General features: G+C 70.9%; 17 protein-coding genes. 11 read left to right on the top strand and 6 right to left on the bottom strand.

What is annotated here, in order from left to right; genetic code table 11:
- Positions 1-262: 262 nt before the first annotated feature.
- From PBV52_RS00885 to PBV52_RS00860, 6 genes are all read left to right on the top strand, one after another.
- Complete coding sequence (locus PBV52_RS00885) at positions 263-1,396, top strand: ROK family protein (RefSeq protein ID WP_274236312.1); 1,134 nt, start codon at positions 263-265, stop codon at positions 1,394-1,396.
- A 275-nt stretch (positions 1,397-1,671) separates the two neighbouring features.
- Entirely contained in the window at positions 1,672-2,994 is a 1,323-nt protein-coding gene (locus PBV52_RS00880) for a sugar ABC transporter substrate-binding protein (protein WP_274236311.1), read from the top strand.
- A 125-nt stretch (positions 2,995-3,119) separates the two neighbouring features.
- Positions 3,120-4,031 carry a carbohydrate ABC transporter permease gene (locus tag PBV52_RS00875; protein ID WP_274236310.1) on the top strand — a complete coding sequence of 304 codons (912 nt, stop codon included), beginning with the start codon at positions 3,120-3,122 and terminating at the stop codon, positions 4,029-4,031.
- The gene (locus PBV52_RS00870) at positions 4,028-4,930 is read left to right on the top strand and encodes a carbohydrate ABC transporter permease (protein ID WP_274236309.1); all 903 of its coding nucleotides are present in this window, start codon (positions 4,028-4,030) and stop codon (positions 4,928-4,930) included. Before PBV52_RS00875 ends, PBV52_RS00870 begins: the two co-directional genes overlap by 4 nt.
- 2 nt (positions 4,931-4,932) lie before the next feature.
- The gene (locus PBV52_RS00865; protein ID WP_274236308.1) at positions 4,933-6,651 is read left to right on the top strand and encodes a hypothetical protein; all 1,719 of its coding nucleotides are present in this window, start codon (positions 4,933-4,935) and stop codon (positions 6,649-6,651) included.
- 49 nt (positions 6,652-6,700) lie between these two features.
- On the top strand, positions 6,701-8,533 hold the full coding sequence (locus PBV52_RS00860; protein ID WP_274236307.1) for a hypothetical protein: 1,833 nt from the start codon (positions 6,701-6,703) through the stop codon (positions 8,531-8,533).
- Between the two features lie 171 nt (positions 8,534-8,704).
- On the opposite strand, the gene PBV52_RS00855 is transcribed toward PBV52_RS00860, so the two are convergent.
- Positions 8,705-9,385, bottom strand: a complete 681-nt coding sequence (locus tag PBV52_RS00855) for a nucleoside/nucleotide kinase family protein (protein ID WP_274236306.1) — start codon at positions 9,383-9,385, stop codon at positions 8,705-8,707.
- A gap of 224 nt (positions 9,386-9,609) precedes the next feature.
- Between PBV52_RS00855 and PBV52_RS00850 the strand changes: the two genes are divergently transcribed.
- From PBV52_RS00850 to PBV52_RS00835, 4 genes are all read left to right on the top strand, one after another.
- Positions 9,610-11,115 (top strand): hypothetical protein, encoded by a 1,506-nt coding sequence (locus PBV52_RS00850; protein WP_274236305.1) that lies wholly within the window; start codon positions 9,610-9,612, stop codon positions 11,113-11,115.
- Complete coding sequence (locus tag PBV52_RS00845; RefSeq protein ID WP_274236304.1) at positions 11,112-12,068, top strand: lysylphosphatidylglycerol synthase domain-containing protein; 957 nt, start codon at positions 11,112-11,114, stop codon at positions 12,066-12,068. The genes PBV52_RS00850 and PBV52_RS00845 overlap by 4 nt, the downstream gene beginning before the upstream one ends.
- A 98-nt stretch (positions 12,069-12,166) precedes the next feature.
- On the top strand, positions 12,167-13,021 hold the full coding sequence (prcB, locus tag PBV52_RS00840) for a proteasome subunit beta (protein WP_274236303.1): 855 nt from the start codon (positions 12,167-12,169) through the stop codon (positions 13,019-13,021).
- 127 nt (positions 13,022-13,148) lie between these two features.
- Positions 13,149-14,270, top strand: a complete 1,122-nt coding sequence (locus PBV52_RS00835) for a HoxN/HupN/NixA family nickel/cobalt transporter (protein ID WP_274236302.1) — start codon at positions 13,149-13,151, stop codon at positions 14,268-14,270.
- Between the two features lie 76 nt (positions 14,271-14,346).
- Here PBV52_RS00835 and PBV52_RS00830 read toward each other — a convergent pair whose 3' ends face one another.
- The 3 genes from PBV52_RS00830 to sthA form a co-directional block, all read right to left on the bottom strand.
- Complete coding sequence (locus PBV52_RS00830; RefSeq protein ID WP_274236301.1) at positions 14,347-15,318, bottom strand: hypothetical protein; 972 nt, start codon at positions 15,316-15,318, stop codon at positions 14,347-14,349.
- An 11-nt stretch (positions 15,319-15,329) separates the two neighbouring features.
- Positions 15,330-16,802, bottom strand: coding sequence for an APC family permease (locus PBV52_RS00825; RefSeq protein WP_274236300.1), 1,473 nt, complete (start codon positions 16,800-16,802; stop codon positions 15,330-15,332).
- Between the two features lie 288 nt (positions 16,803-17,090).
- A complete protein-coding gene (gene sthA / locus PBV52_RS00820; RefSeq protein WP_274236299.1) occupies positions 17,091-18,494 on the bottom strand; it encodes a Si-specific NAD(P)(+) transhydrogenase in 1,404 nt (467 codons plus the stop codon).
- 133 nt (positions 18,495-18,627) lie between these two features.
- Between sthA and PBV52_RS00815 the strand changes: the two genes are divergently transcribed.
- Entirely contained in the window at positions 18,628-19,764 is a 1,137-nt protein-coding gene (locus PBV52_RS00815) for a sulfite oxidase (RefSeq protein WP_274236298.1), read from the top strand.
- 141 nt (positions 19,765-19,905) lie between these two features.
- Here the strand turns inward: PBV52_RS00815 and PBV52_RS00810 are convergent, their stop codons facing one another.
- Positions 19,906-20,112: a hypothetical protein gene (locus PBV52_RS00810; protein WP_128436560.1), complete on the bottom strand. Its 207-nt coding sequence runs from the start codon at positions 20,110-20,112 to the stop codon at positions 19,906-19,908.
- Between the two features lie 207 nt (positions 20,113-20,319).
- Positions 20,320-21,528 carry a beta-1,3-glucanase family protein gene (locus PBV52_RS00805; protein ID WP_274236297.1) on the bottom strand — a complete coding sequence of 403 codons (1,209 nt, stop codon included), beginning with the start codon at positions 21,526-21,528 and terminating at the stop codon, positions 20,320-20,322.
- Positions 21,529-21,746 lie beyond the last annotated feature (218 nt).

The following is a 21,746-nucleotide window of genomic DNA, read 5'->3' as shown; positions in this document are numbered from 1 at the left end:
GAAGAGCTAGGAAGAGCCAGGAAGAGCTAGGGAAGCCCCGGGACGGGCCTCTGGACGGACCACGGCAGGCGAGTACCGTGACGTTCGTTAGGAAGTTAACTAACGAAGTACAGTGCGTGTCAATAGGCGTCGCGCAGTCGGCTTCCCGGGCCTTTCGCCCGGGTCGGCAACGCGTGCCGCCAGGGCAACCCACCGCCGCCTTCCGCCGAGCCGATCGGCCCGGGAGAGCAGCCTGTCACCTGGGGGAACTGTGGAACACGACGTGGTAAGAGCCCCCCGTCTGACCGAGAGCGCGAGCCACGTATTCGCCGTGCTGGCCCAGGCCGGCACCGCGACCCGGCCGCAGCTCGCCAGCCTTGCGCGGCTGTCCAAACCGACGGTCTCCTCCGCCGTCGCCGAACTGGAGGGCGTCCATCTGGCCGCCCACTCCGGCACCGCTTCCAGCGGCACGGGCCGCAATGCGGCCGTCTACCGCCTCGGCCCGGCCGCCGGTGCCGTGCTCGCCGTCGACCTCGGCCCTGCGCTCACCCGGGTCCGCGGCTGCGCCCTGGACGGCACCCTGCTCGCCGAGGCCACCGGACCCCGGGCCCAGGCGGCCGACGTGGTGCGCGACGCGCTCCGCGCGCTGCCCGCCGACGCCCCGCTGCGCACCATCGTCGTGGCCGTCGGTGACGTCACCGCCCGGGCCGAGGAGGGCTCCGGCATGCGCCCGGCGACTGCGAAGGCGGGGCCCGTCTTCGACGCGGTGGCCGTCGCGCTGCCGCCCGGAGTCCCCGTCCATCTGGAGAACAACGTCAACTGCGCCGCGCTCGCGGAACTGCACGAGGGCGCGGCGCGCGGCCGTCATACCTTCGGCTATCTGCGGATCGGCGTCGGTATCGGTCTCGGCATCGTCGTAGGAGGACAGGTGCTGGCCGGGGCTAACGGAGCCGCCGGAGAGCTCGCCCGGCTGCCCTACCCCTGGGACGACGACCTGGAGCCCCGCCACGAGGCCCTGGAGGAGTACATCGGGGCCCGTTCCCTGCTGCGCCGGGCCGCCGAGGCATGGCCGGATACCGACGGATCCAGCCCCCGTACGGCCGAGCAGCTCTTCGCGCTCGCCGGACAGGGCAGTGCCCCGGCCCGTGCCGTCGTCGCCCGGCACGCCGTGGACGTGGGCCGGCTGGCCGCCGCCGTGACCGCCGTACTGGACCCGGGACTGCTCGTCCTGGGCGGCAGTACCGGCGCGTTTCCGCAGCTCCTGCCCGGTGTGCGGGCCGAGCTGGAGCGGCTCAGCTGGCCCACCGAGGTGGTCAGCAGCCAGGTCGGTGATCTCGGCACCGTGGTCGGCGCGGCCCGCCTCGCGGTCGCCAGAGGAGTCCAAACCGTGACCGAGGCGCCGCGGACGAAGCATTGACGGTTTCGGACTCGGTCTGCCAATGTCCGGACAAGCGCTTTCTAAGTCGGCCGGGACGCCGGCTTGGGGCGAACATCCCGCCCGTACTCGACGTACGGCAACCGCACGAGGGCGTGCCCGTGCGGTGACGGCCAGGACGGCCGGGGATCTCGCCCCGCGTGGACGACGCGGCCGGGCGAGGCCGCGCCCCCGGAAAGCGAATTTTCCTGCAAAATGCACCCGTGCCGCCTTGGTCGGCGCCGTGCTCCGTCCCCTACCACGAAAAGGGATCGAAGATGACCACTGTGGGTGTGCGGCGCTCCCGCCGACTCGGCCGCGGCGCCATAGGCCGCCTGGTTCCCCTCGCTGCCGTGGCCACGGCAGGTGCCCTGCTGCTCTCCGCCTGCGGCGGGGGATCCGACTCGGGCGGAACCTCCAAGTCGCTGACGTTCTGGATCTCCACGGTTCCGGGGCAGGACGCGGGCTGGAAGAAGATGGTGGCGCAGTACGAGAAGGAAACCGGCGTCAAGGTCAAGCTCGTCAACATCCCCTACGACGGCTACACGACGAAGCTGCACAACGCCGCGCAGGCGAACTCCCTGCCCGACGTGGCGGCCGTGCCGGCGCTGGACCCGATCTGGTCGAACAAGCTGATCGACCTCAAGGACATCGCCGACAACAAGACCAACAAGATCAACGGCAACTTCGTCGCCAAGGACTCGTCCGGGAAGGTGCTGTCCATCCCCTCGGACGTCACCGCCTCCGGCATGTTCATCAACAAGTCGCTCTTCGAGAAGGCCGGCGTCTCCTACCCGGCCTCGCCCCAGAAGACCTGGACCTGGACCGAGTTCATCGAGGCGGCCAACAAGGTCCGGGAGAAGACCGACGCCAAGTACTCCCTGACGTTCGACCAGTCGCCGTCCCGGCTGCGCGCCATGGTGTACGAGATGGGCGGGAAGTACGTCCACGCGGACGACTCCGGCAAGTTCTCGGTGGACTCGGCGACCAAGAAGGCCGTGAAGTACTTCGTCGGACTGAACGACGACAAGACCATGCCGAAGTCGGTGTGGACCAGCGGCGCCGACCCGTCGGCCATGTTCCAGAGCGGTGACGTGGTCGCCTACTGGTCCGGCGTGTGGCAGGTTCCCGCCTTCGCGGAGAGCATCAAGAAGTTCGAGTGGGCGAGCGTCCCGACTCCCGCCCAGCCGGTGCAGGCCAGCGACGTCAACAGCGGCGGCATGACGGTGGGCTTCAACAACAACGCCGACGCGGCCGCCGCCGCGAAGAAGTTCCTGTCCTGGCTGTACGAGCCGGCCCACTACCAGGCGCTGTGTGAGGCGTCCGGGTTCCTGCCGGTCGAGAGCGGTCTGAACCCGAAGTACCCCTTCAAGTCCGAGGCGGCGCAGGCGGCGTTCAAGCTGTACAACGAGTCGATCCCGCTCTACGACCCGATCTCCGGCTACTTCAACGGCGCGCAGACGAACTGGGTGCTGAAGGGCAAGAGCCTCACAGAGGACCCGACCAAGACGGAGCTCGGCAAGGCGGTCAACGGCCAGCAGTCGGCCGACAAGGCCCTGCAGAACATCGTGGACGGCTACAACCAGCAGGTCGGCGGCTGAGCGTAGGCCGACAGGCCCGGGCGGCGGGGTCGAGACACCGCCGCCCGGGCCTGTGGACCCCACGTGATGCCGGGCTCATGGCCTGAGCCCACAGGAATCCATTCCACCAGCACGGAGTCAGGAAGATGACAAAACGCGCCTCGGACGTGTCCGCGAGCCCGCCCAGGAGACGCAGTAAGTACACCCTTGCGCCGCTCGTCCTCATCGCGGCCAACGTCGTGCTCTTCGCGCTGTTCTTCCTCTGGCCGGCGGTGATCGGGCTCGTCTACTCCTTCACGAACTACACGGGCGTGGGCGCGTTCCAGTTCGTCGGACTGGACAACTACAGCAACCTGTTCGGGGACTCCGCCTTCTACGACGCGATGACCCGCACGCTGCTGTACACCGTGCTCTTCGTACCGCTGAACTTCGTGTTCTCGCTGCTCATCGCCAACGTGCTGGTGAGCAAGCACGCCAAGGGCGTGTCGGTCGCCCGCATCTTCTTCTTCATCCCGTGGCTGCTGTCGCCCATCGTCGTGGGTGTCCTGTGGCGGTGGCTGTTCGGTGAGAACTTCGGACTGGTCAACTACCTCATCGAGAAGGTCGGCGGAAGCGCCGTTCCGTGGCAGTCGAACGCGGACCTGTCGCTGCTGGTCGTGGTGGTGGCGGCATCCTGGGCCTGGACGGGCTTCTCGATGCTGCTGTTCATCGCGGCGATCAAGAACGTACCGACGTCGTACTACGAGGCGGCCGCGCTCGACGGCGCCGGTCCGTGGCGCCAGTTCTTCAGCATCACACTGCCGAGTATCGCGCCCACTTCCTTCATCGTCATCCTGCTCAACACCATCCACGGGATGAAGGAGTACCCGCTGTTCGCCTCCCTCAACAACGGCGGACCCGGAACGTCGAACAACCTGCTGGTCCAGTACATCTACCAAACCGGCTTCAAATCGGGCCAGATCGGCTACGCGAGCGCCGCGTCGTTCGTGCTCATGCTCATCCTGATGGTCGTCGCGATCATCCAGATGATGGTCAACCGGCGGGTGGAGAACCGATGACAACCACAGACATGCCACGCAAGGTCGACGCCGGGCCCGGACGGGCTGTCCGCAAGAAGCGGCCCAGCGGCGCGGCCAGTGGTGGGCTTCGGCGCGCGATTCCCGCGACGACACTGCTGTGGGTCCTGGCGGCCCTCTACGGGGTGCCGGTGCTGTGGTTCGTCCTCAGCTCCTTCAAACCGGCGGGAGACCTGTTCTCCCTTCCGCTGACGCTGTTCCCGCACAACCCCACCGTGTCGGGTTACGAGGCGGCGTGGGACAGCGCCAACTTCTCCCAGTACTTCATCAACACCACCATCGTGTGTGTGATCGCGACGATCCTCACGGTGGGAGTCAGCTGCTGCACGGGCTACGCGCTGGCCAAGTACGACAACAAGTGGCTCAAGGTCTTCTTCGTCGGCATCCTGGCCACCACGATGCTGCCGTCCGAGGTCATGCTCGCCCCGCAGTTCCTGGTGGTCCGCGACCTCGGTCTCTACAACTCGCTCGCCGGCATCATCCTCCCGGCCGTGCTCACCGCGACCGGATGCTTCATGTTCCGCCAGTTCTTCCTGACGGTCCCCGACGAGCTCATCGAGGCCGCCCGCATCGACGGCGCGCGTGAGCTGTCGATCTTCCTGAGGATCATGGTGCCGATCTCCCGGCCCATCATGCTGACGCTCGCCATCCTGTCGTTCCAGTGGCGGTGGAACGACTACATCTGGCCGCTGCTGATGCTCAACGACCCCGAGAAGTTCACCGTGCAGATCGGCATCCAGAGCCTCGTCGGGGCGCAGAACATCAACTGGTCGGTGCTGCTCGGGGGATCGGTCATCTCCATGGTGCCGCTGATCGTCGTCTTCCTGGTGTTCCAGCGTTACGTCATGAACGCCGACATCAATGCCGGACTGAAGGACTGACCTTGCCCACCCCGCTCGACCACGAGTTCGTCCGCGCGGTGGCCCGCGCCGCCGACCGGCTGGCCGCCCCGCTGGCGGCCGGCCCCGACGAGGAGCTCGCCGGGGTGACCCACCGCGCGCTGGCGCGCCGGGTGAAGACTCTGGTCGCGGCGTACCGTTCCCCGGACTCGGCACTGCACGGCAACAGGCAGGCCGTCGCCGCCGCGATGACCCACCTCCGCGCCCTGCGGGCCGCGCAGACCGCCACCGGCCTCTTCGCCGGCGGCGACAACGTGCAGTCACCGCCGGACTCCGCGTTCACCGTCAACGACGTGTGCGACGCGCACGTCCTCGCCGCAGGCGCGGGGCCGGAACTGCACGACGTCACGGCCGCGCTCGCCGAGATCGCCGACGCCGCCACCGGCAGTGTCCTCACCGGTGGGGTGCACACCCCGAACCACCGCTGGGAGCTGTGCGCGGCGCTGGCCCGACTGCACCGGTCGTTCCCGGACGACCGGCTGCTCGACCGTGTCGAGGAGTGGCTCGCCGAGGGCGTCGACATCGACGCGGACGGCCTGTACTCGGAACGGAGCGCCAACTACGCGGCCCATGTGTCCAACCCGTCGCTGCTGCTCCTGGCCGAGGTGCTCGGCCGCGCCGACCTGCTGTACGCCGTCGAACGCAATCTCGCCACGACCCTGGACCTGATCAGGCCGGACGGCACGGTGGAGACGGTCCACTCGCGACGACAGGACCAGAAGCACCCGTTCCCACTGGCGCCCTACCTGCCGCACTACCGGCTGCTCGCGATCCGCACCGGCCGGGGCGACTTCGCCCGGGTGGCGCGGCTGGCGGCCGCCGGCGGTATCGACGACCCCGACCTGCTCGCCGAGACCCTCCTCACCCCGGACCTGTGCCGCGCCCTGCCGGCCCCGACTGCGCAGACCCTTGCGCGCGACCGGTACATCACCACCGCACGCCTTGCCGCACGCGCCTCGGCCACCGCGCACACGGTGGTGTACGGCGGCTCCGACGTGCCCGAGCACCGGCGCATCCGCTCGGGCCTCGCCTGCAACCCCACCTTCCTGCGACTGTTCGCCGGCGACGCCGTCCTCGACGCGGTCCGTCTGACGCGGGGGTTCTTCGACCTGGGCCCGTTCCGCGCCGCCGACATGGAACAGCTCGCCCCCAACCGGTACCGGCTCACCGAAACCCTCACGGCCGCCTACTACCAGCCGCTCCCGAAGGACGAGCGGCGGGACGACGGCGTCTACCGGCTGGTGGACGACGGACGCTTCTCGGCCTCGATGGCCTTCCCGGACCGGCCTCGGGACGAGGTCTCCCACACGACCCGCGTCGACGTGGACCTGCGGGAGGACGGCGCCGACCTGCGGATCGACATCAGCGGACCACGGGTGCCCTGGGCACTCGAACTGACCTTCCGGCCGGGCGGCGTACCGGAGGGCGCCGTACCGATCGGCCACGGACGCTGGTGCCTGACGACCGGGTCGATGACCTACCGGGTCGGCGACGACGAGATCCTGATCGAGTCCGACGTCGAGGCGGGCGAACCGCTTGCCGGGCCGGACCGGAGCGACGTACTGCGGTACGACCCGGGTCAGGACTACACCGTGGTGGGCGGCACCGATGCGACGACCGGGAACCGCGTCTACATCGGTGGACTCGGCCCGCACACACTGACCGTCGCACTGCACGCCCGCCGGCCCGCACCTGTCGGGTGACTCCGATGACCCACACCATGGCCACCTCAGGCATGAAGGGCTGACCCCCGTGCATCTCCCTCGCCAGCTCGGCGCCCTGCACGACCTCCCCGACACCCCGGAGGCGTACGACGCAGTCCTCGCCGACGTCGCCGAACAGGCCCTGGCCCGGCTTACGCCGGAGGGCAACCTGGAGCACCCGGACTGCGTAAACGACATCGGCGACACCTCGCTCGGTATCACCTCACTCCTCGCCCTCGCCTGGCAGCGCGGCAAGGACCCGCGCCTGCCGGAGGCGGTGCGCCGCAGCCTCGCCTTCCATCTGCGCGAGCGGGTGTACACCGACGACAACCCCGGCTACCCGAACCTGAAGTCACGCAACTCCGGTCTGCCGTACGCCCGTTACACCCTCGCCTCCGGCGCCCATCCCATCGGTGACTGGCCGAGCACGGTGTGGGCGCTGCTCCAGGCGGTCAACGTGCTGGACCTGGCGGAGGGTCTCGTCGAGGACGAGCAGCGCGCCGCACTCGTCGCGGTGGCGCACGGCTACTGGCGCTGGCTGACCGAGGCGACCTTCTTCAACCCGCAGGAGGCCGGCAACCAGGCCATCGGCTGCGTCGTGGGCGGACTGATGCTGGCCCGCCATCTCCCGCCGGAGCAGGGCGAGCCGGTGCGTTCGCGCGCGATCGCCCTGTACGTCGACCAGATCCGCGCCCACCGCGTCGCGGACCGTGGCGCACTGCTGCCTCCCGAGCACGGCGGCGCCTACGACAACAACTACGGCCCGATCTCCCTGTCCTTCCTCGCCCAGGCCCACCGGATCAGCGGCGAGGACATCTTCGCCGAGGACGGCGACGCGCTCGCCCGCTACATCGACGCCCGCCTGACGAACGGCGGCTTCGACAACGGCGGCCCGCGCTACAGCGAGCAGCACTCCGCCTTCGAATCGGTCCTGGGACTGCGCTACTTCGGCACCCGGATCGGCTCCGACCTCGGCCGCTACCGGGGCGACAGCCGCTGGGGCCTGCACGCGGTCAAGGCGGACGGCGGAGTCGACGGTCACTTCGCGTGGATGCTTGTCTGGCAGATCCAGGACACCACCCCCTGGCACCGCACGCCGTCCACCACTCCCGCCCGCCACCAACTGCGCGCGGGCACGGTCTCGGTGGCCTTCGACGACCGTATGACCCCGTCACTGGTCGAGGCCGCGGGCACCTACTACCTGGCGGCGGCGGTGAACCGGCAGCACGGCTTCGGCCCGGTGACGGACGGCTTCCTGTTCTGCCGCCCGATGGGCGAGGTCCGCGTCCGCGACATCGACGCCGATGGCCTGACGGCGAAGCTGGTCACCAAGCCGGTCGTCGGCCGCGACCACGTCCTGCGCCACGTCCGCTCCCTGTACGTCACCGACGGCACCAGCCTGTGGGCGACCGTCGCGGTGGAACGGCTCCCCGGAACGCCGTACCTGCTCGCCGGACTGCCGTACGCCACCGACGACGGCGACCGCGTACGCAGGGTCGCGGACGGCGAGGTCACCTCGGCCGGTGAACTCCGTCTGACGCACCCGAAATCCGACGGCGTGGAGCACTTCGACGCCCGCGCGGACCTGACCCAGGAACAGGCGGCCTTCGCCCTGGCGGCCGACCCCCGCGGCTACGGCAACCCCGACGAGGGCTGGAGCCACCTGGTCAGCTCGACCGCCCTGGAGGCCGGACCGGCTCCCGGCGCTCCGGAGGGCCTGCACGTCTTCGCCGTACGCTACGGACCGACGGGTCCGTTCGCGCCCACCTTCGCGCACGACGCTTCAGGCCTGACGGTCCGCACCGAGGCGTTCACCGCCGTGATCGGCGAGGCGACGGGCGACGCCCACGGAGAACCGGAGCTGACCCTGACGGCCTCGTAACCGGCGCCCCCGACGGCGAAGCCGTCGAAGTCCTCGATCCGTCCGCCCGGACGCGCGCCATGGACGTCGTACGCCGCACGCAGCCCTCCCAACAGCGGCTCGACGGCGGCCCGGCGGGCGGCCAGGACCGGCACCGTCTGCGGCGGGCAGGCTGCCCAGCCCCACCCGCGGTCAGGCCCTCGCGCGGGCGGCCGACGGCTCCTGGGGGAGGGGGAACGCCGTGCACGGCACGACCAGGTCGGCCCTGTGCCGGGTCGCGGCGACCAGCTCCGCGTTGTGCTGGTCCGAGCCCAGCACCCACGCGACCGCCTGCTCGTGCGGCTTGCCGAACTCCTCGTGCCGGGCGACCAGCCGCCGGATCCGCTCCGGTTCGTCGAGCTCGCAGAACCACACCTCGTCCAGCTGCGGCCGCACTCGCGCCCACGCCCCCGTGTCCAGCAGCAGATAGTTGCCCTCGGTCACCACCAGCCGGGCCGTCGGCTCCACCGGAACGGCTCCCGCGATCGGCTGCTCCAGGACCCGCTCGAAGCCGGGCGCGTACACGGTGCCGCCGCCGGCCTCCTCGTGCAGGCGCCGCAGCAGCGCCGCGTACCCCGCCGCGTCGAACGTGTCGGGCGCCCCCTTGCGGTCCCGGCGCCCGAGGCGGTCCAGCTCCACGTCGGCGAGGTGGAAGCCGTCCATCGGCACATGCGCGACCCAGGGCTCCCCGGCACCGTTCAGCTCCCGCACCAGGCGCTCGGCGAGCGTCGACTTGCCCGCACCGGGGCTGCCCGCGATGCCGAGGACGGCACGGCGGCCGTCGCGGGGGAGGGACCGGGCGCGCGTGAGGAGATCGTCGAAGGTCAGGGCCACACAGCAGAGTGTGCCACCCGGTCCGCACGACTGACGCCCCGCCGGCAAACACCCCACCGAGACCGGCCGGCCCGCGTCAGGCGCCTGGCCCAACATCGCACTGCACCCTTGTCCCCTGCGGGTTACTTTGTCCGTGTTTTTGGTGCTTTCCCGGCTCCCCGCTGCCCAACTCGCCTGGCTGTGGGGCTCAGAAACCCTACGACGCGTAGGGGGAGGGGCGGACGATGGCCCACGGCACGAAGCCCATGCTCGTGACCACGGGGTGGCGCGACGACGCGCTCGTGGCCAACAGGTCGTGGCGGTCGGGCGGTGACGGCCTGCTCGTGGCGGTGGCCGGCGCCTTCACCCTCGCCCAACTCCTCCTCGTGCGGCCCTCGATGGGCCTCGGCTGGGACGAGGTCGTCTACGTCAGCCAGGTCGGCCCCGAGACACCCGCGGCCTTCTTCAGCGCACCACGCGCGCGTGGCGTCCCGCTGCTGGTGTGGCCCATCGCCTCCTGGTCGTCGTCCACGACGCTGCTGCGGGTCTTTCTCGCCGTCCTGTCCGGACTCGGCCTGTATCTCGCCCTGCGCGCCTGGCGCGGCCTGTTCCCGGCCCGTGTCCTGGCCGGCGCGGGCGCCCTCTTCGCCACCCTGTGGGTGACCCTCTTCTACGGCCCGCAGGCCATGCCCAACCTCTGGGTCGCGCTCGCCGCCCTGCTGTGCGTCGGCTGCTACCTGCGCGCCCGCGCGGACCGCCTGCACCGCCTCGACCGACGGGCCCTGTGGGGCGTCCTGGCCGGTGCCGCGCTGATGGCGTGGATGCGGCCCACCGACGCCGTATGGATCACGCTGCCGCTGCTCGTCCTCGCGCTGGTCGCGCAGCACTGGCGACTCGGCGCCGCCCTCGCGGCGGGCCTGGCGTCCGGCGGCGTCGAGTGGGTGATCGAGGCGTACCTCAGCTTCGGCGGCCTGCGCGAACGGCTGAACCAGGCCTCCCGTATCCAGGGCGACCTCGGCTGGAACCTCGCCGTCGACGACCAACTGCGCAGCCTGGTCGGCAGCACCCTGTGCCGGCCCTGCAACGGCGAGTTGCCCCACCCGGTCGTCTTCGCCTGGTGGTTCGTCCTCCCCGTGCTCGCCGTCTACGGGCTGGCGATCGCGATCCGAGGCGTCCGCACCACCCGCACCCTTCTCCCGCTGGTCTGCGCCGCGACGGCCGCCTTCCCCTACCTGTTCCTCATCGGATACGCGGCCCCCCGCTTCCTCCTGCCCGCCTACGCACTCCTCGCCATCCCCGTCGCGGACGCCCTGCTCCACCTCCTCATCACGCCGTCCGGCCGGTGGCGCCCGGCCGTCGCCGCGGTGATCTCGCTCGGCCTGGCCGGACATCTGGCCGTGCAGTACGCCGTCCTGCACCGCACCGTGGACCGCACGACCGCCGGCCGCCACGCCTGGGCCCGCTCCGCCGCCGAGCTCCACCGGCTCGGCGTACGCCCGCCCTGCCTGCTCACCGGGCACGAGGCCATTCCCGTCGGCTACTACACGGGCTGCTCCTCCGGCGCGATCCGCGGCCACAACGCCAACACCACCAAGGCCGACATCCTGCGGACCGCCCGCAGTGTCCCGGTCGGCGCCCTCACCAGACCCGGCGGCAAACCGCCCCGGTACGCCCGTGACTGGGAGCTCCACCGCCTCGACGGCCTGGACGTCCGCATCGCCCCGGCGCCGGGCGCGGGCGGGACGGCGTGACCCCGGAGCAAGTCCGCACCGCGCCCCGACGCAGACATGCCTACTGGCACACCGCCCTCACGCTCGCGGTCCTGGTGGCCGTCGCCTGTCTGGCCCGCCGCCACTGGCCGCTCCTGGAGACCGGCGCGGTCCGGCTCGCCGCCGCCGACCAGGGCTGGCTGCTGGTGGCCGCCACGGCCACCCTGGCGACATGGCCGTGCTCGGCGCTCGCCCAGCAGGGCGCGGTGCTGCGCCGACTGCCGCCCGGGCGGCTCGTGGCGGGGCAGTTCGCCGCCTGTGCCGCAGGCCACGTGCTGCCCGCGGGCCTCGGCGCGGGCGCGGTGAACCTGCGCTTCCTCATACGCTGCGGCATACCGATCGCCGGCGCGGCCACCGCGGTCGCGGTCAAGGGCACGGCCGGCGCGATCGTGCGTGGCGCCCTGATCGCCGTACTCGTCGCGGCCTGCCCCGGGGTGCCGCACCTCCCGCGCGTCAGCGGGGGCCTCCTGATCACCGTAGGCGCTGTGGCCACAGCCGCTGCCGCTGCCGCGGTCGCCCTGTCGGCCGGTCCGCTGCGAGCCCGGTGCCGACGGGCCCTGGCGGGCGTACGGGCGTACATCGCAGCCGTCCATGCGCGACCGGCGAGGGCGGCGGCCCTGTGGGGTGGCTCGCTGGCCTTCGTGACGCTGCACTGCGTCGTGCTGATCGCCGTCACCCGGGCGGTCGCCCTGCCCCTCCCGCCGGCCCGGGTGGCGCTGCTCCACCTCGCGGCCGGCGCCGTGGCCGCCCTGCTGCCCACACCTGGCGGCCTCGGCTCCCTCGACGCCGTGCTCGCCCTCGCGCTCACCGCCGTCGGCGCCCCGGCCGCGGCGGCCGCCTCCGCGGTGCTCGGATATCGTCTGCTGACGGTGTGGCTACCGCTGGTTCCGGGGCTGGTGGTGCTTGCGGTGCTCGTTCGGCGCAGGGCACTGTGAGCGCCAAGGGCGTTTCCCGGGCGGCCGGTTCAGGTAGGAGTCCGGTTGTCGGCCGACTGCCGGCCGGTTGTCGGTCCGCACGGAGGAGGGGGAGCGCGATGGCGAGCACTGAGCACGACGGGCGGTTGGGGGAGGAGTTCTTCACTCCGGGGACCTCGTCCTTCACCGAGTTCCTGGCCGCCCACCGTCCGTCCCTGCTGCCCACGCGCCGCCCTTTCCCCGACGGCGTCCGCGCCGCACCCGACCGCTTCCCGCACGGCACCACGGTGCTGGCCCTCACCTACCGCGACGGCGTGCTGATCGCCGGCGACCGCAGGGCCACCATGGGCAACCTCATCGCCCAGCGCGACCTGGAGAAGGTCCACCCCGCGGACGACTACACCGCGGTCGCCTTCGCCGGCACCGTCGGGCTCGCGCTGGACATGGTGAAGCTCTACCAGGTCGAGTTGAAGCACTTCGAGAAGATCGAGGGCATCCCGATGACCCTCAAGGCGAAGGCGACCCGCCTCGCCGGCATGATCCGCCAGAACCTCGGCCAGGCCATGCAGGGCCTCGCCGTCGTCCCGCTCCTCGTCGGCTACGACTTCGGGGCCCCCGAGGGCGCGCGAGGACGCATCTTCGACTTCGAGGTGGTCGGCGGACCGTACGAGAAGTACGACTTCCACGCCGAGGGCTCCGGATCGCCGTACGCACGCGGCGCTCTGAAGAAGCTGTACCGTCCGGGGATGTCCCGGCGCGAGGCGGCCCTGGCCGCGCTGCAGGCGCTGTACGACGCGGCGGACGACGACTCCGCGACCGGCGGACCGGACATCAACCGCCGGATCTTCCCCATCGTTTCGGTGATCACCGAGGACGGCTTCGAGCGGCTGCCGGAGTCCGAGACCGAGGAACTGAGCCGCGAGATCGTGCAGCAGCGCCGCGGCCGTCCGGACGGCCCGAACGCCGCGCCCTGATCACCTGGACTTTCCGCTTCCATGGTGAGGATCTTCCGCCTCCTTTACTGCATGTCATGTGCAACTGCATGAGGATGGCGGCAGGCTGCGAGGCGCGGCCGGTCACCCGGAAGAAAGTTCCTGCCCGATGACGGTCGTCCCCGGCACTGCTCCCTGCGCAACCGTCCCGCGTGTCCGTACCGCCATGACGCGGCAGGAGTGGAGCAGGGTCGGCGCAATGGCGGCGTTCGTGCTGGCCCTGCACGTCATCGGCTGGTTCACCCTCGTCGCCGTCGTGGCGCCCGAGCACTACAGCGTCGGCCGGCAGTCGTTCGGCATCGGCATCGGCGTCACCGCGTACACGCTCGGCATGCGCCACGCCTTCGACGCCGACCACATCGCGGCGATCGACAACACCACCCGCAAGCTGATGGGAGAGGGGCAGCGGCCGCTGTCGGTCGGCTTCTGGTTCTCGCTCGGCCACTCCAGCGTCGTGCTGGCCCTGGCGCTCCTGCTCTCCCTCGGCGTGAAGACCCTGGCCGGACCGGTCCGCGACGACGGCTCCCGCCTCCACGACATCACCGGCCTGATCGGTACGACGGTCTCCGGGGCCTTCCTCTATCTGATCGCGGCGATCAACCTGGTCGCCCTCGCCGGCATCTGGAAGGTGTTCCGCCGGATGCGCTCGGGCCGCTACGACGAGGCGGCCCTGGAAGAACAGCTGAACAAGCGCGGCTTCATGAACCGGCTCCTCGGCCGGGTCACGAGGTCGGTCACCAAGTCCTGGCACATGTACCCGCTAGGCCTGCTCTTCGGCCTCGGCTTCGACACCGCGACCGAGGTCGCCCTGCTCGTCCTGGCGAGCTCGGGCGCCGCCTCCGGCCTGCCCTGGTACGCGATTGTCTGCCTGCCCGTCCTCTTCGCCGCCGGCATGTCGCTCCTGGACACGATCGACGGCACCTTCATGAACTTCGCCTACGGCTGGGCGTTCTCCCAGCCGGTCCGCAAGGTCTACTACAACCTCACCGTCACCGGCCTGTCCGTCGCGGTCGCCCTGCTCATCGGCACGGTCGAGCTCCTCGCCCTCCTCGCCGACCGCCTCGCCCTGCACGGCCCGTTCTGGACCTGGATCACCGGACTCGACCTCAACGCGGCCGGCTTCGTCGTCGTCGGCCTGTTCGCCGTGACCTGGATCGTCGCCCTCCTGGTGTGGCGGATCGGCCGGATCGAGGAGAGGTGGACGACCGGACCGCGCGCCGAATCGCCTTGAGGCAAGGCCGGCCGGATCGCCTGAGGCAAGGCCGGATCGCCTGGGACAGGGGCCGAACCGGCTTGCCGCAACCCGGTCACCCGCGCGGCACCATCTCCCCCCGCCACCTCACGAACTGCTTCTCCGGATCGCCGAGGTACACCCACGGAGCCCGCGTGGCCCGGCGCCCCAGCATCCGGAACAGGGGTGCGGCGATGTCGTGAACCCCCGCGTAACACGCCGCGTGCGCCAGGTAGTTGAGGTCGCGCAGCTCCCCGGGGGCCACGCCGTTGTCCGTGCGGCCCATGATCCAGCGCTCCCAGGTCCGGCGTACGTCACTGACGGCGCCGTCGTCACTCCAGTGCTGTCCGAGCCCCACGGAGGCATGCTGTCCCTTGGCCGCGTCCAGGGCGTAGCGGAACTCCTCGACCCGGGCGTACTGCACGAGCACCGGCAGCGCGCAGCCGGGCGGTGCGACCCCGGCCGCGTCCCGGGCGAAGTCGTACATCTGGCCGTGGGTGCCGTGCCAGCGCGAGGAGTAGTAGTGCAGGACCTGGAGGTGGCCCTCCACGCTGTACGGGTCGCGCTGGTGCAACTCGTCCCACCAGCGCCCCAGTTCCTGCCGCCGCACACCCGACGGATACAGCCGGGCGACGGAGATCAGCGAGATCCACGGCGTCGGATCGTCCGGGTAGGCGTCGGCGGCCCTGAGGCAGGACAGCACCGCGGTGTCGATGCGCTGCTGGTCGATCGGTACGCCCCGGCCCGCGGCGATGGCCAGATTGAACGCCCGGGCCGTCTCCGTCGCCGCCCGCAGCACCAGGGCGTCGGCGCTGTGCGGCTCGGCCGCCAGCCACGACTCCGCCGTCGAACTGCCCGCACAGGCCTGGGCGAGCAGCCGGATCCGGTGGCCCCGCACCAGCCAGTCGGGGCCGGTGACCCGCAGCAGCTCCCGCAGCCCCTGCCAGCGGCCGATGACGATGTCCTGGCGGGCGCAGGTCAGGGGCGCGTCCCCGCAGTCGGGGTCGAAGTCGGGAGTGAGGTCGCGTTTGGAACTGCCTCGCGCCATCGGGTTCTCCCTCAGAAGTCGGTGGGAAGACCCTCGTGGGCAAAGGAGCCGGGGCCACCACGGCCGACGGGCACGTAGTCCGCCTCGATGGTCCGCGTGGCGTCCAGCTTGGCCGGCCGGTAGTAGTCGCTGCCCTGCCGCCAGTACCAGAGCATCGGGATCAGCCCGGCCGCGAGACCGCCGACGCCGATCGCGAGCGCGGAAGTGCTCAGCTCGCCCAGCGACTCGACGAAGATCCAGAACATGAACAGGGCCCCGAACAACGGCCACACACCGCCGAGCACGAAGTTGCCCACCGACTTCAGCAGCATCTTGCGGTAGGCGACGACCACCGCGAGGCCCGTCAGCCCGTAGTAGACGGCGATCTGCAGACCGATGGCCGAGATGGCGTCGGAGAGGATGTCGCCCACCGTGCCCAGGGAGTTGGCGGCGACGAACATCGCCAGCGCCACGACGCCGACCACGACGATCGCCACCCACGGCGTGTTCCACCGGCGGTGCACACGGCCCAGCGCGGACGGCATCGTACGGTCCCGGCCCATCGCGAACAGCGAGCGCGTGACCTGGATGAGCGTGGTCTCCAGGGTGGCGACGGTGGACAGCATCACCGCCACGATCAGCAACTTGCCGCCCCAGCCCGGCCACACCTCCTCGCCGAGCACGGCCAGTACGTTGGCGTCGTTCTCCTGGATCTGCTTGGAGGAGAGGATGACGTTCACCGCGATGGTGAACACCTCGAACAGCAGGAACACGATGCCGACTCCGATGAGCCCCGCGAGGCCCGTCGTACGGCGGCTGTTGCGGGTCTCCTCACTGAGGTTGCTGGTGACGTCCCAGCCCCAGTAGTAGAACGCGGCGATCAGCGCGCCCGAGGCGAATCCGGTCACCCCGTCGAAGTGCCCGAAGCCGAGCCAGGACCAGTCGAACGCCCGGGCGCTTCCCGAGTGGAAGAGGGCGAGTACGGCGAACAGAGCCAGTATCGCCAGCTCGACACCGGACATCACCAGCTGCGCCCGGACGGTGAGGCGGGCGCCGCCCAGCACCACGAACAACATGATCAGGAACCAGCCGGCGCCGACCAGCGTCGACAGCGCGGTGTCGTCCGCGAGTTCCCCGTCGAAGAGGGCGAGCGTCATCGACCCGGCCGGCAGGGAACCCGCCACCATGAAGATGGTCGCCGAGATCACCAGCGCCCAGCCGCTGATGAACCCCAGGAAGGGGTGCAGCGTACGCCCGACCCACGAATAGCTGGCGCCCGCGTTCACGTCGATCCGGCTGAGATAGCTGAAGGCCAGCGCGATGCCCAGCATCGGTATCGCGCAGTACAGCAACGCGGCCGGACTGGCCAGCCCCACCGCGCCGACGAGGACCGCCGTGGTCGCGGCGATCGAGTACGCCGGGGCGCTGCCCGCGACCGCCATCACCACCGTGTCGAACGTACCGAGGGCATTGGCCTGCAGCCCTCTGCCCCTGCTGTTGCTCATGGATGCGCTGCTTTCCGTTGTGCACGACGCGCGGGCGAACCGGCCCCGACGGCGTATGGGGGGTGGGGTGGTACAACGCCACGAACCGCTGAGGGATGACCTCGGGGCAGGGGCGGCACAAAGGGGTGGCGGATACGGCACGTCGGTGCGTCGCCGTACGGTCACGCCGTGTGTGCGAGTGATGATAGCCCCACTCATTGAGGCTTCAAGAGCGCCTGGATCTTCCGGGGTTGGAGAGCGCACAACGGGAAACGCGGTTCAGGACACACCCGAAGCGGAACCGGCTGCTCAGTCCCCGATCCGGTCGATCTGGCGCAGCCGGTTCGTGGCGTCCAGGGCGGCGACCTTGTACGACTCCGCCAGCGTCGGGTAGTTGAACACCGCGTTGACCAGATAGTCGACGGTGCCGCCGCATCCCATCACCGACTGCCCGATGTGGATGAGTTCCGTCGCCCCCGTACCGAAGCAGTGCACCCCGAGCAGCGTGCGGTCCTCGGGGGAGACCAGCAGCTTCAGCATGCCGTGCGCGTCGCCGATGATCTGCCCGCGGGCCAGCTCCCGGTAGCGGGAGACGCCCACCTCGAACGGCACCTGCTCCTCGGTGAGCTGGTCCTCGGTCCGGCCCACGAAGCTGATCTCCGGGATGGTGTAGATGCCGATCGGCTGGAGGTTGTGCATCCGGCCGACGGGCTCCCCGAAGGCGTGGTACGCCGCCGCCCGCCCCTGCTCCATCGAGGTCGCGGCCAGCGCCGGGAAGCCGATGACGTCGCCGACGGCGTAGATGTGCGGCACCTCGGTGCGGTAGTGCTCGTCGACCGTGATCCGCCCGCGCGGGTCCGCGCTCAGGCCGGCCTTGTCCAGGTCCAGCTCGTCGGTGAGCCCCTGCCGGCCCGCCGAGTACATCACCGCGTCGGCGGGGATCTTCTTGCCGCTCTCCAGGACGGTCAGCGTGCCACGGGGATGCCGCTCCACGGCGGCGACGGTCTCCCCGAAGCGGAACGTCACGGCGAGGTCCCGCAGGTGGTACTTGAGCGACTCGATCACCTCGACGTCGCACATGTCGAGCATCCCCGCGCGCTTCTCCACCACGGTGACCTTGCTGCCGAGCGCGGCGAACATCGAGGCGTACTCCATGCCGATGACACCGGCACCGACGATGACCATGGAGCGCGGCACCCGCTCCAGCGCCAGGACGTTGTCCGAGTCCATGATCGTCCGCCCGTCGAACTCCACACTGCCGGGCCGCGCGGGCCGGGTGCCGGTGGCGATGACGATGTGCTCGGCGCTGAGCAGCCGTTCGTGGCCGGTGACCTCGCGCAGGGCCACGGTGTGCGGGTCGACGAAGCGGCCGGTCCCGGCGTACAGGGCGACGTGGTTGCGGGAGAGCTGGCTGCGGATGACGTCCACCTCGCGGCCGACCACGTGCTGGGTGCGGGCGGTCAGGTCGGTGACGGTGATGTCCTCCTTGAGCCGGTAGCTCTGGCCGTACAGATCGCGCTGGGTGAGACCGGTCAGGTAGAGCACCGCCTCGCGCAGGGTCTTGGAGGGGATGGTCCCGGTGTGGATGGAGACGCCGCCGACCATGTCGGGGCGGTCGACGACGGCGACCCGGCGGCCCAGCTTGGCCGCGGCGATGGCGGCCTTCTGGCCACCCGGTCCGGATCCGATGACGAGCATGTCGAAGTCGGGCACCTTCAGGAGTCTGACAGTCGGCAGGCCCCTTTCGAAAGGGTGAGCCCGAAACCAATGCCGGTGTGAAGTGTCAGGGGAGGAACGGAAGTTGCGCCACCTCCCCGCCAGGCGGGTATGGGGCGACAATGTGGATATGGGGCATCGACTCGCCGACGTGAGCGCACCGGCCAGGCTGGCCGCCCCCGAGGAGGGCATCGGCCGGGACGAACTCGCGCTCGCCACCCGCAACCACGGCCTCCCGCTCGAAGCCCTGCGCTACGACCTCACCCCGCCCGGCCTGCACTACGTCCTGACCCACTACGACATCCCGTACGTCCCCGACGACACCCCCTGGCACCTGAGCCTCGGCGGCCGCGTCCGCCACCCGCTGCGCCTGGACCTGGCCGATCTGCGTTCGTTCCCGCAGTCCACCACCCGGGTCACGCTGGAGTGCGCGGGCAATGGCCGGGCCCTGCTGACACCGCGGCCGGTGAGTCAGCCCTGGCTGGTCGAGGCGGTCGGCACCGCCGAGTGGACGGGCGTACCGCTGCGCCTGCTGCTCGCCGAGAGCGCGGTCGAGGCGGACGCGGTCGACGTGGTCTTCACGGGCGCCGACCACGGCGTGGAGCGCGGCGTCGAGCAGGACTACCAGCGCGCCCTGCCCGTGGACGTGGCCACGGGCGGCGATCCGGAGGTGCTGGTGGCGTACGCCATGAACGGGGCCCCGCTGCCCCCGCAGCACGGCCGCCCGCTACGGCTGGTCGTGCCCGGCTGGTACGGCATGGCGCACGTGAAGTGGCTGCGCGAGGTGACCGTCACCGACGAGCCGTTCACGGGGTTCCAGCAGGCCGTGGCCTACCGGTTGCGCCGGCACCCCGAGGACGAGGGCGAACCCGTCACCCGCATCGCGCCCCGCGCCCTGCTCGTCCCGCCGGGCTTCCCCGACTTCATGTCCCGTTCCCGCGTGGTCCGGCCCGGCCCGGTGACCCTGGAGGGGCGTGCCTGGTCCGGGCGTGGGCCGGTGACGCGCGTCGAGGTCAGCACGGACGCGGGCGGCAGCTGGCAGGAGGCCGAGCTGGAGGCGGACACCGGTCACCGCTGGGCGTGGCGTCGCTGGCGGCACAGCTGGACAGCGACCCCGGGCGCCCACGTGCTGAGCGCACGGGCCACCGATGCCGGAGGCCACACCCAGCCACTGGACCAGCCCTGGAACCGCGGGGGCTTCGCCAACAACCTCGTGCAGCGGGTGCCGGTGCTGTGTCCGCAGGAGGACGGGGGCGAGGCCGGGTGAGTACGCCGGCACGGCGTGGCACGGCGTGGGCCGGCAGGGCGTGGGACGGCAGGCGCACATGGCCGCCGCCGGGTGCCGGCCCGCACCCGGGGGCGACCCGTGCGGATCGTGGCCGTCCCGTGCGGATCGTGGCCGTCCCGGCTAGGGCAGCAGCTTGTCGAGGGCGGAGGGGCCCTCTGCCTCCAGCTTGCGCTTGGCCCATTCCAGGTTGCGCGGGGTGAGGTCCTTGCCTGAGGCAAGCACGATGTCCTCGGGGGACACATCGGTGCCGGTGCGGGCGTGGAGCAGGTCGTCCGGGGTGGTGCGCTCCTCGGACGGCCCGGACGCTTCGGGCTGGCTCGTCGGCATCATCTCTGCTCCTCGGATCCGGATCACTACTTCGGGCCCGGTGCGGTCATCGGGTCTGCTATCACCATTCAACGCCGGAGCGGACCCTGCATCCGGAGGCGCCGGGACCCCGCCGCGCACCGGTCGGCCCCTGGACACCCGCGGTACCTCTCCGCGCCCGCAGCGAAACCGGCCGTGCCCGAGGACCGGGCACCCTCGCGGGCCGCGTCAGCCTTCGAAAGGCGTGAGCGTGAGCGTGATCCCCGTCGGCGCCGTGTCCTGGACGTACGAGGCGAAGTCGGCCACGTCGTCGAAGGCGAAGCCGTACGCCTTGCCGTCCTCGGTGGCCGTGTGCATCGCCTTGGCGTAGTGGTTGGTCGGGCCGGTCCGGTAGAAGGTGGCGGCGTCGGTCGTCGGCTGGGCCGGGTGGCTGAGCAGCGTCGAGCGGTTGAACCCGGCACCGAGCACGGCGGCGACGGGGCCGGTCGTGCCGTCGTTGGGGGCGGCGAGGTTGCCGTCGCAGAACAGCACGTCCCGCGTCGACGGCTTGGCGAAGGACACCTGAGCGGGCCCGTCGAAGGTGAACCGATCACCGCGCACCCGCCCCGTGAACGTCCCCGCGTTGGTGGTGACGGTGAGGTCCCGCCCGGTGTACGTGCTCCACACCTCGTCGATGTACGGGGCGAAGTAGTCCTTGGCGAACAGCCCGGCGTCCAGGCCGTGCCCCGGGGCGATGACGCGCGTGTCGTCCACGACGAGCCGAGCGAACTCCTCGACCTGGCGCACCGCGGCGAACGCGGCCGCCCGCCCGCCGGCACGCAGTCTGCCCGTCGTCTGGTCCTTGGCGCCGGTCAGCCGAATGCTCATCGGGACGCTGAACATGTCGACCATGGTGGTGTTGCAGAACATGCCGGCGGCGTTGTAGGTGAACTCGGCACAGTCGTGCAGCACCGGGTAGTTGGGGTCCGACGCCACCCAGCCCGCCGGGTACTGCAGCGCGGCATTTCCGTTGCCGTCCGTGACGGCCTTGAACTTGAGCTTCTCGCCGAGCGACACATAGATCCGCCCGGACATGTAGGGCAGGGACAGCCGGGTCTCGCCGCTGCCGGCGAGGCTGATGGCGTAGTCGGTGAAGCCGTCGGCGCCGTTGTCCGACAGCGCGATCGGCGCGAGGGTGCCGTCGGGCTTGACGCGCACCTGCCTGCCGTCCTGGTTGCCCACGATGTAGACATGCACGTTCGCGTTGCGGAAGGAGCCGCTGTCATTGACGAGCGTCAGCGGCAGGGGGCCCGCCGCGGTGGGCCCGACGCCGTCCGCGGGCGTACCCGCGAGGGCGTACGGGGCCACGGTGGCGGCGGCGGGGACGGCCACCGCCGTGCCGCCGAGGGCGAGGAGAAGCCTGCGTCGACCGAGATGGCGCTGATGACGGGAAGTCATGTGGGGGGTCTCCCGGAGTACTTGTGCGGGTACTTGGGCGCGGCGGCGACGTGCACCGTCAGTCCCAGAGTCATTCTGAGAGCGCTCTCGAACCAGGCGCTGCCGCTGCCGGTGGGCCTCGATGCTACGCACGACCCCCGCATCGGCCAATGGGTCTGCAGAGCGCCCAAACTCCCCTCAACTGCAGGGACTTGAAAGACCACGGAATGCCCACGGCC

Origin of the sequence: Streptomyces sp. T12, assembly GCF_028736035.1 — a bacterium.
Lineage (GTDB): Bacteria > Actinomycetota > Actinomycetes > Streptomycetales > Streptomycetaceae > Streptomyces.
Note: the sequence above shows the minus strand (reverse complement) of the source record. Positions and strands in the feature narration are given on the sequence as shown.

Bases quoted from the DNA above. Each gene is read 5' to 3' on its own strand.
- PBV52_RS00870 (WP_274236309.1), top strand. From the start codon at position 4,028: ATGACAACCACAGACATGCCACGCAAGGTCGACGCCGGGCCCGGACGG.
- PBV52_RS00825 (WP_274236300.1), bottom strand. From the start codon at position 16,802: ATGAGCAACAGCAGGGGCAGAGGGCTGCAGGCCAATGCCCTCGGTACG.
- prcB (WP_274236303.1), top strand. From the start codon at position 12,167: ATGGCGAGCACTGAGCACGACGGGCGGTTGGGGGAGGAGTTCTTCACT.
- PBV52_RS00805 (WP_274236297.1), bottom strand. From the start codon at position 21,528: ATGACTTCCCGTCATCAGCGCCATCTCGGTCGACGCAGGCTTCTCCTC.
- PBV52_RS00810 (WP_128436560.1), bottom strand. From the start codon at position 20,112: ATGCCGACGAGCCAGCCCGAAGCGTCCGGGCCGTCCGAGGAGCGCACC.
- PBV52_RS00880 (WP_274236311.1), top strand. From the start codon at position 1,672: ATGACCACTGTGGGTGTGCGGCGCTCCCGCCGACTCGGCCGCGGCGCC.
- PBV52_RS00875 (WP_274236310.1), top strand. From the start codon at position 3,120: ATGACAAAACGCGCCTCGGACGTGTCCGCGAGCCCGCCCAGGAGACGC.
- PBV52_RS00835 (WP_274236302.1), top strand. From the start codon at position 13,149: ATGACGGTCGTCCCCGGCACTGCTCCCTGCGCAACCGTCCCGCGTGTC.
- PBV52_RS00830 (WP_274236301.1), bottom strand. From the start codon at position 15,318: ATGGCGCGAGGCAGTTCCAAACGCGACCTCACTCCCGACTTCGACCCC.
- PBV52_RS00815 (WP_274236298.1), top strand. From the start codon at position 18,628: ATGGGGCATCGACTCGCCGACGTGAGCGCACCGGCCAGGCTGGCCGCC.
- PBV52_RS00850 (WP_274236305.1), top strand. From the start codon at position 9,610: ATGGCCCACGGCACGAAGCCCATGCTCGTGACCACGGGGTGGCGCGAC.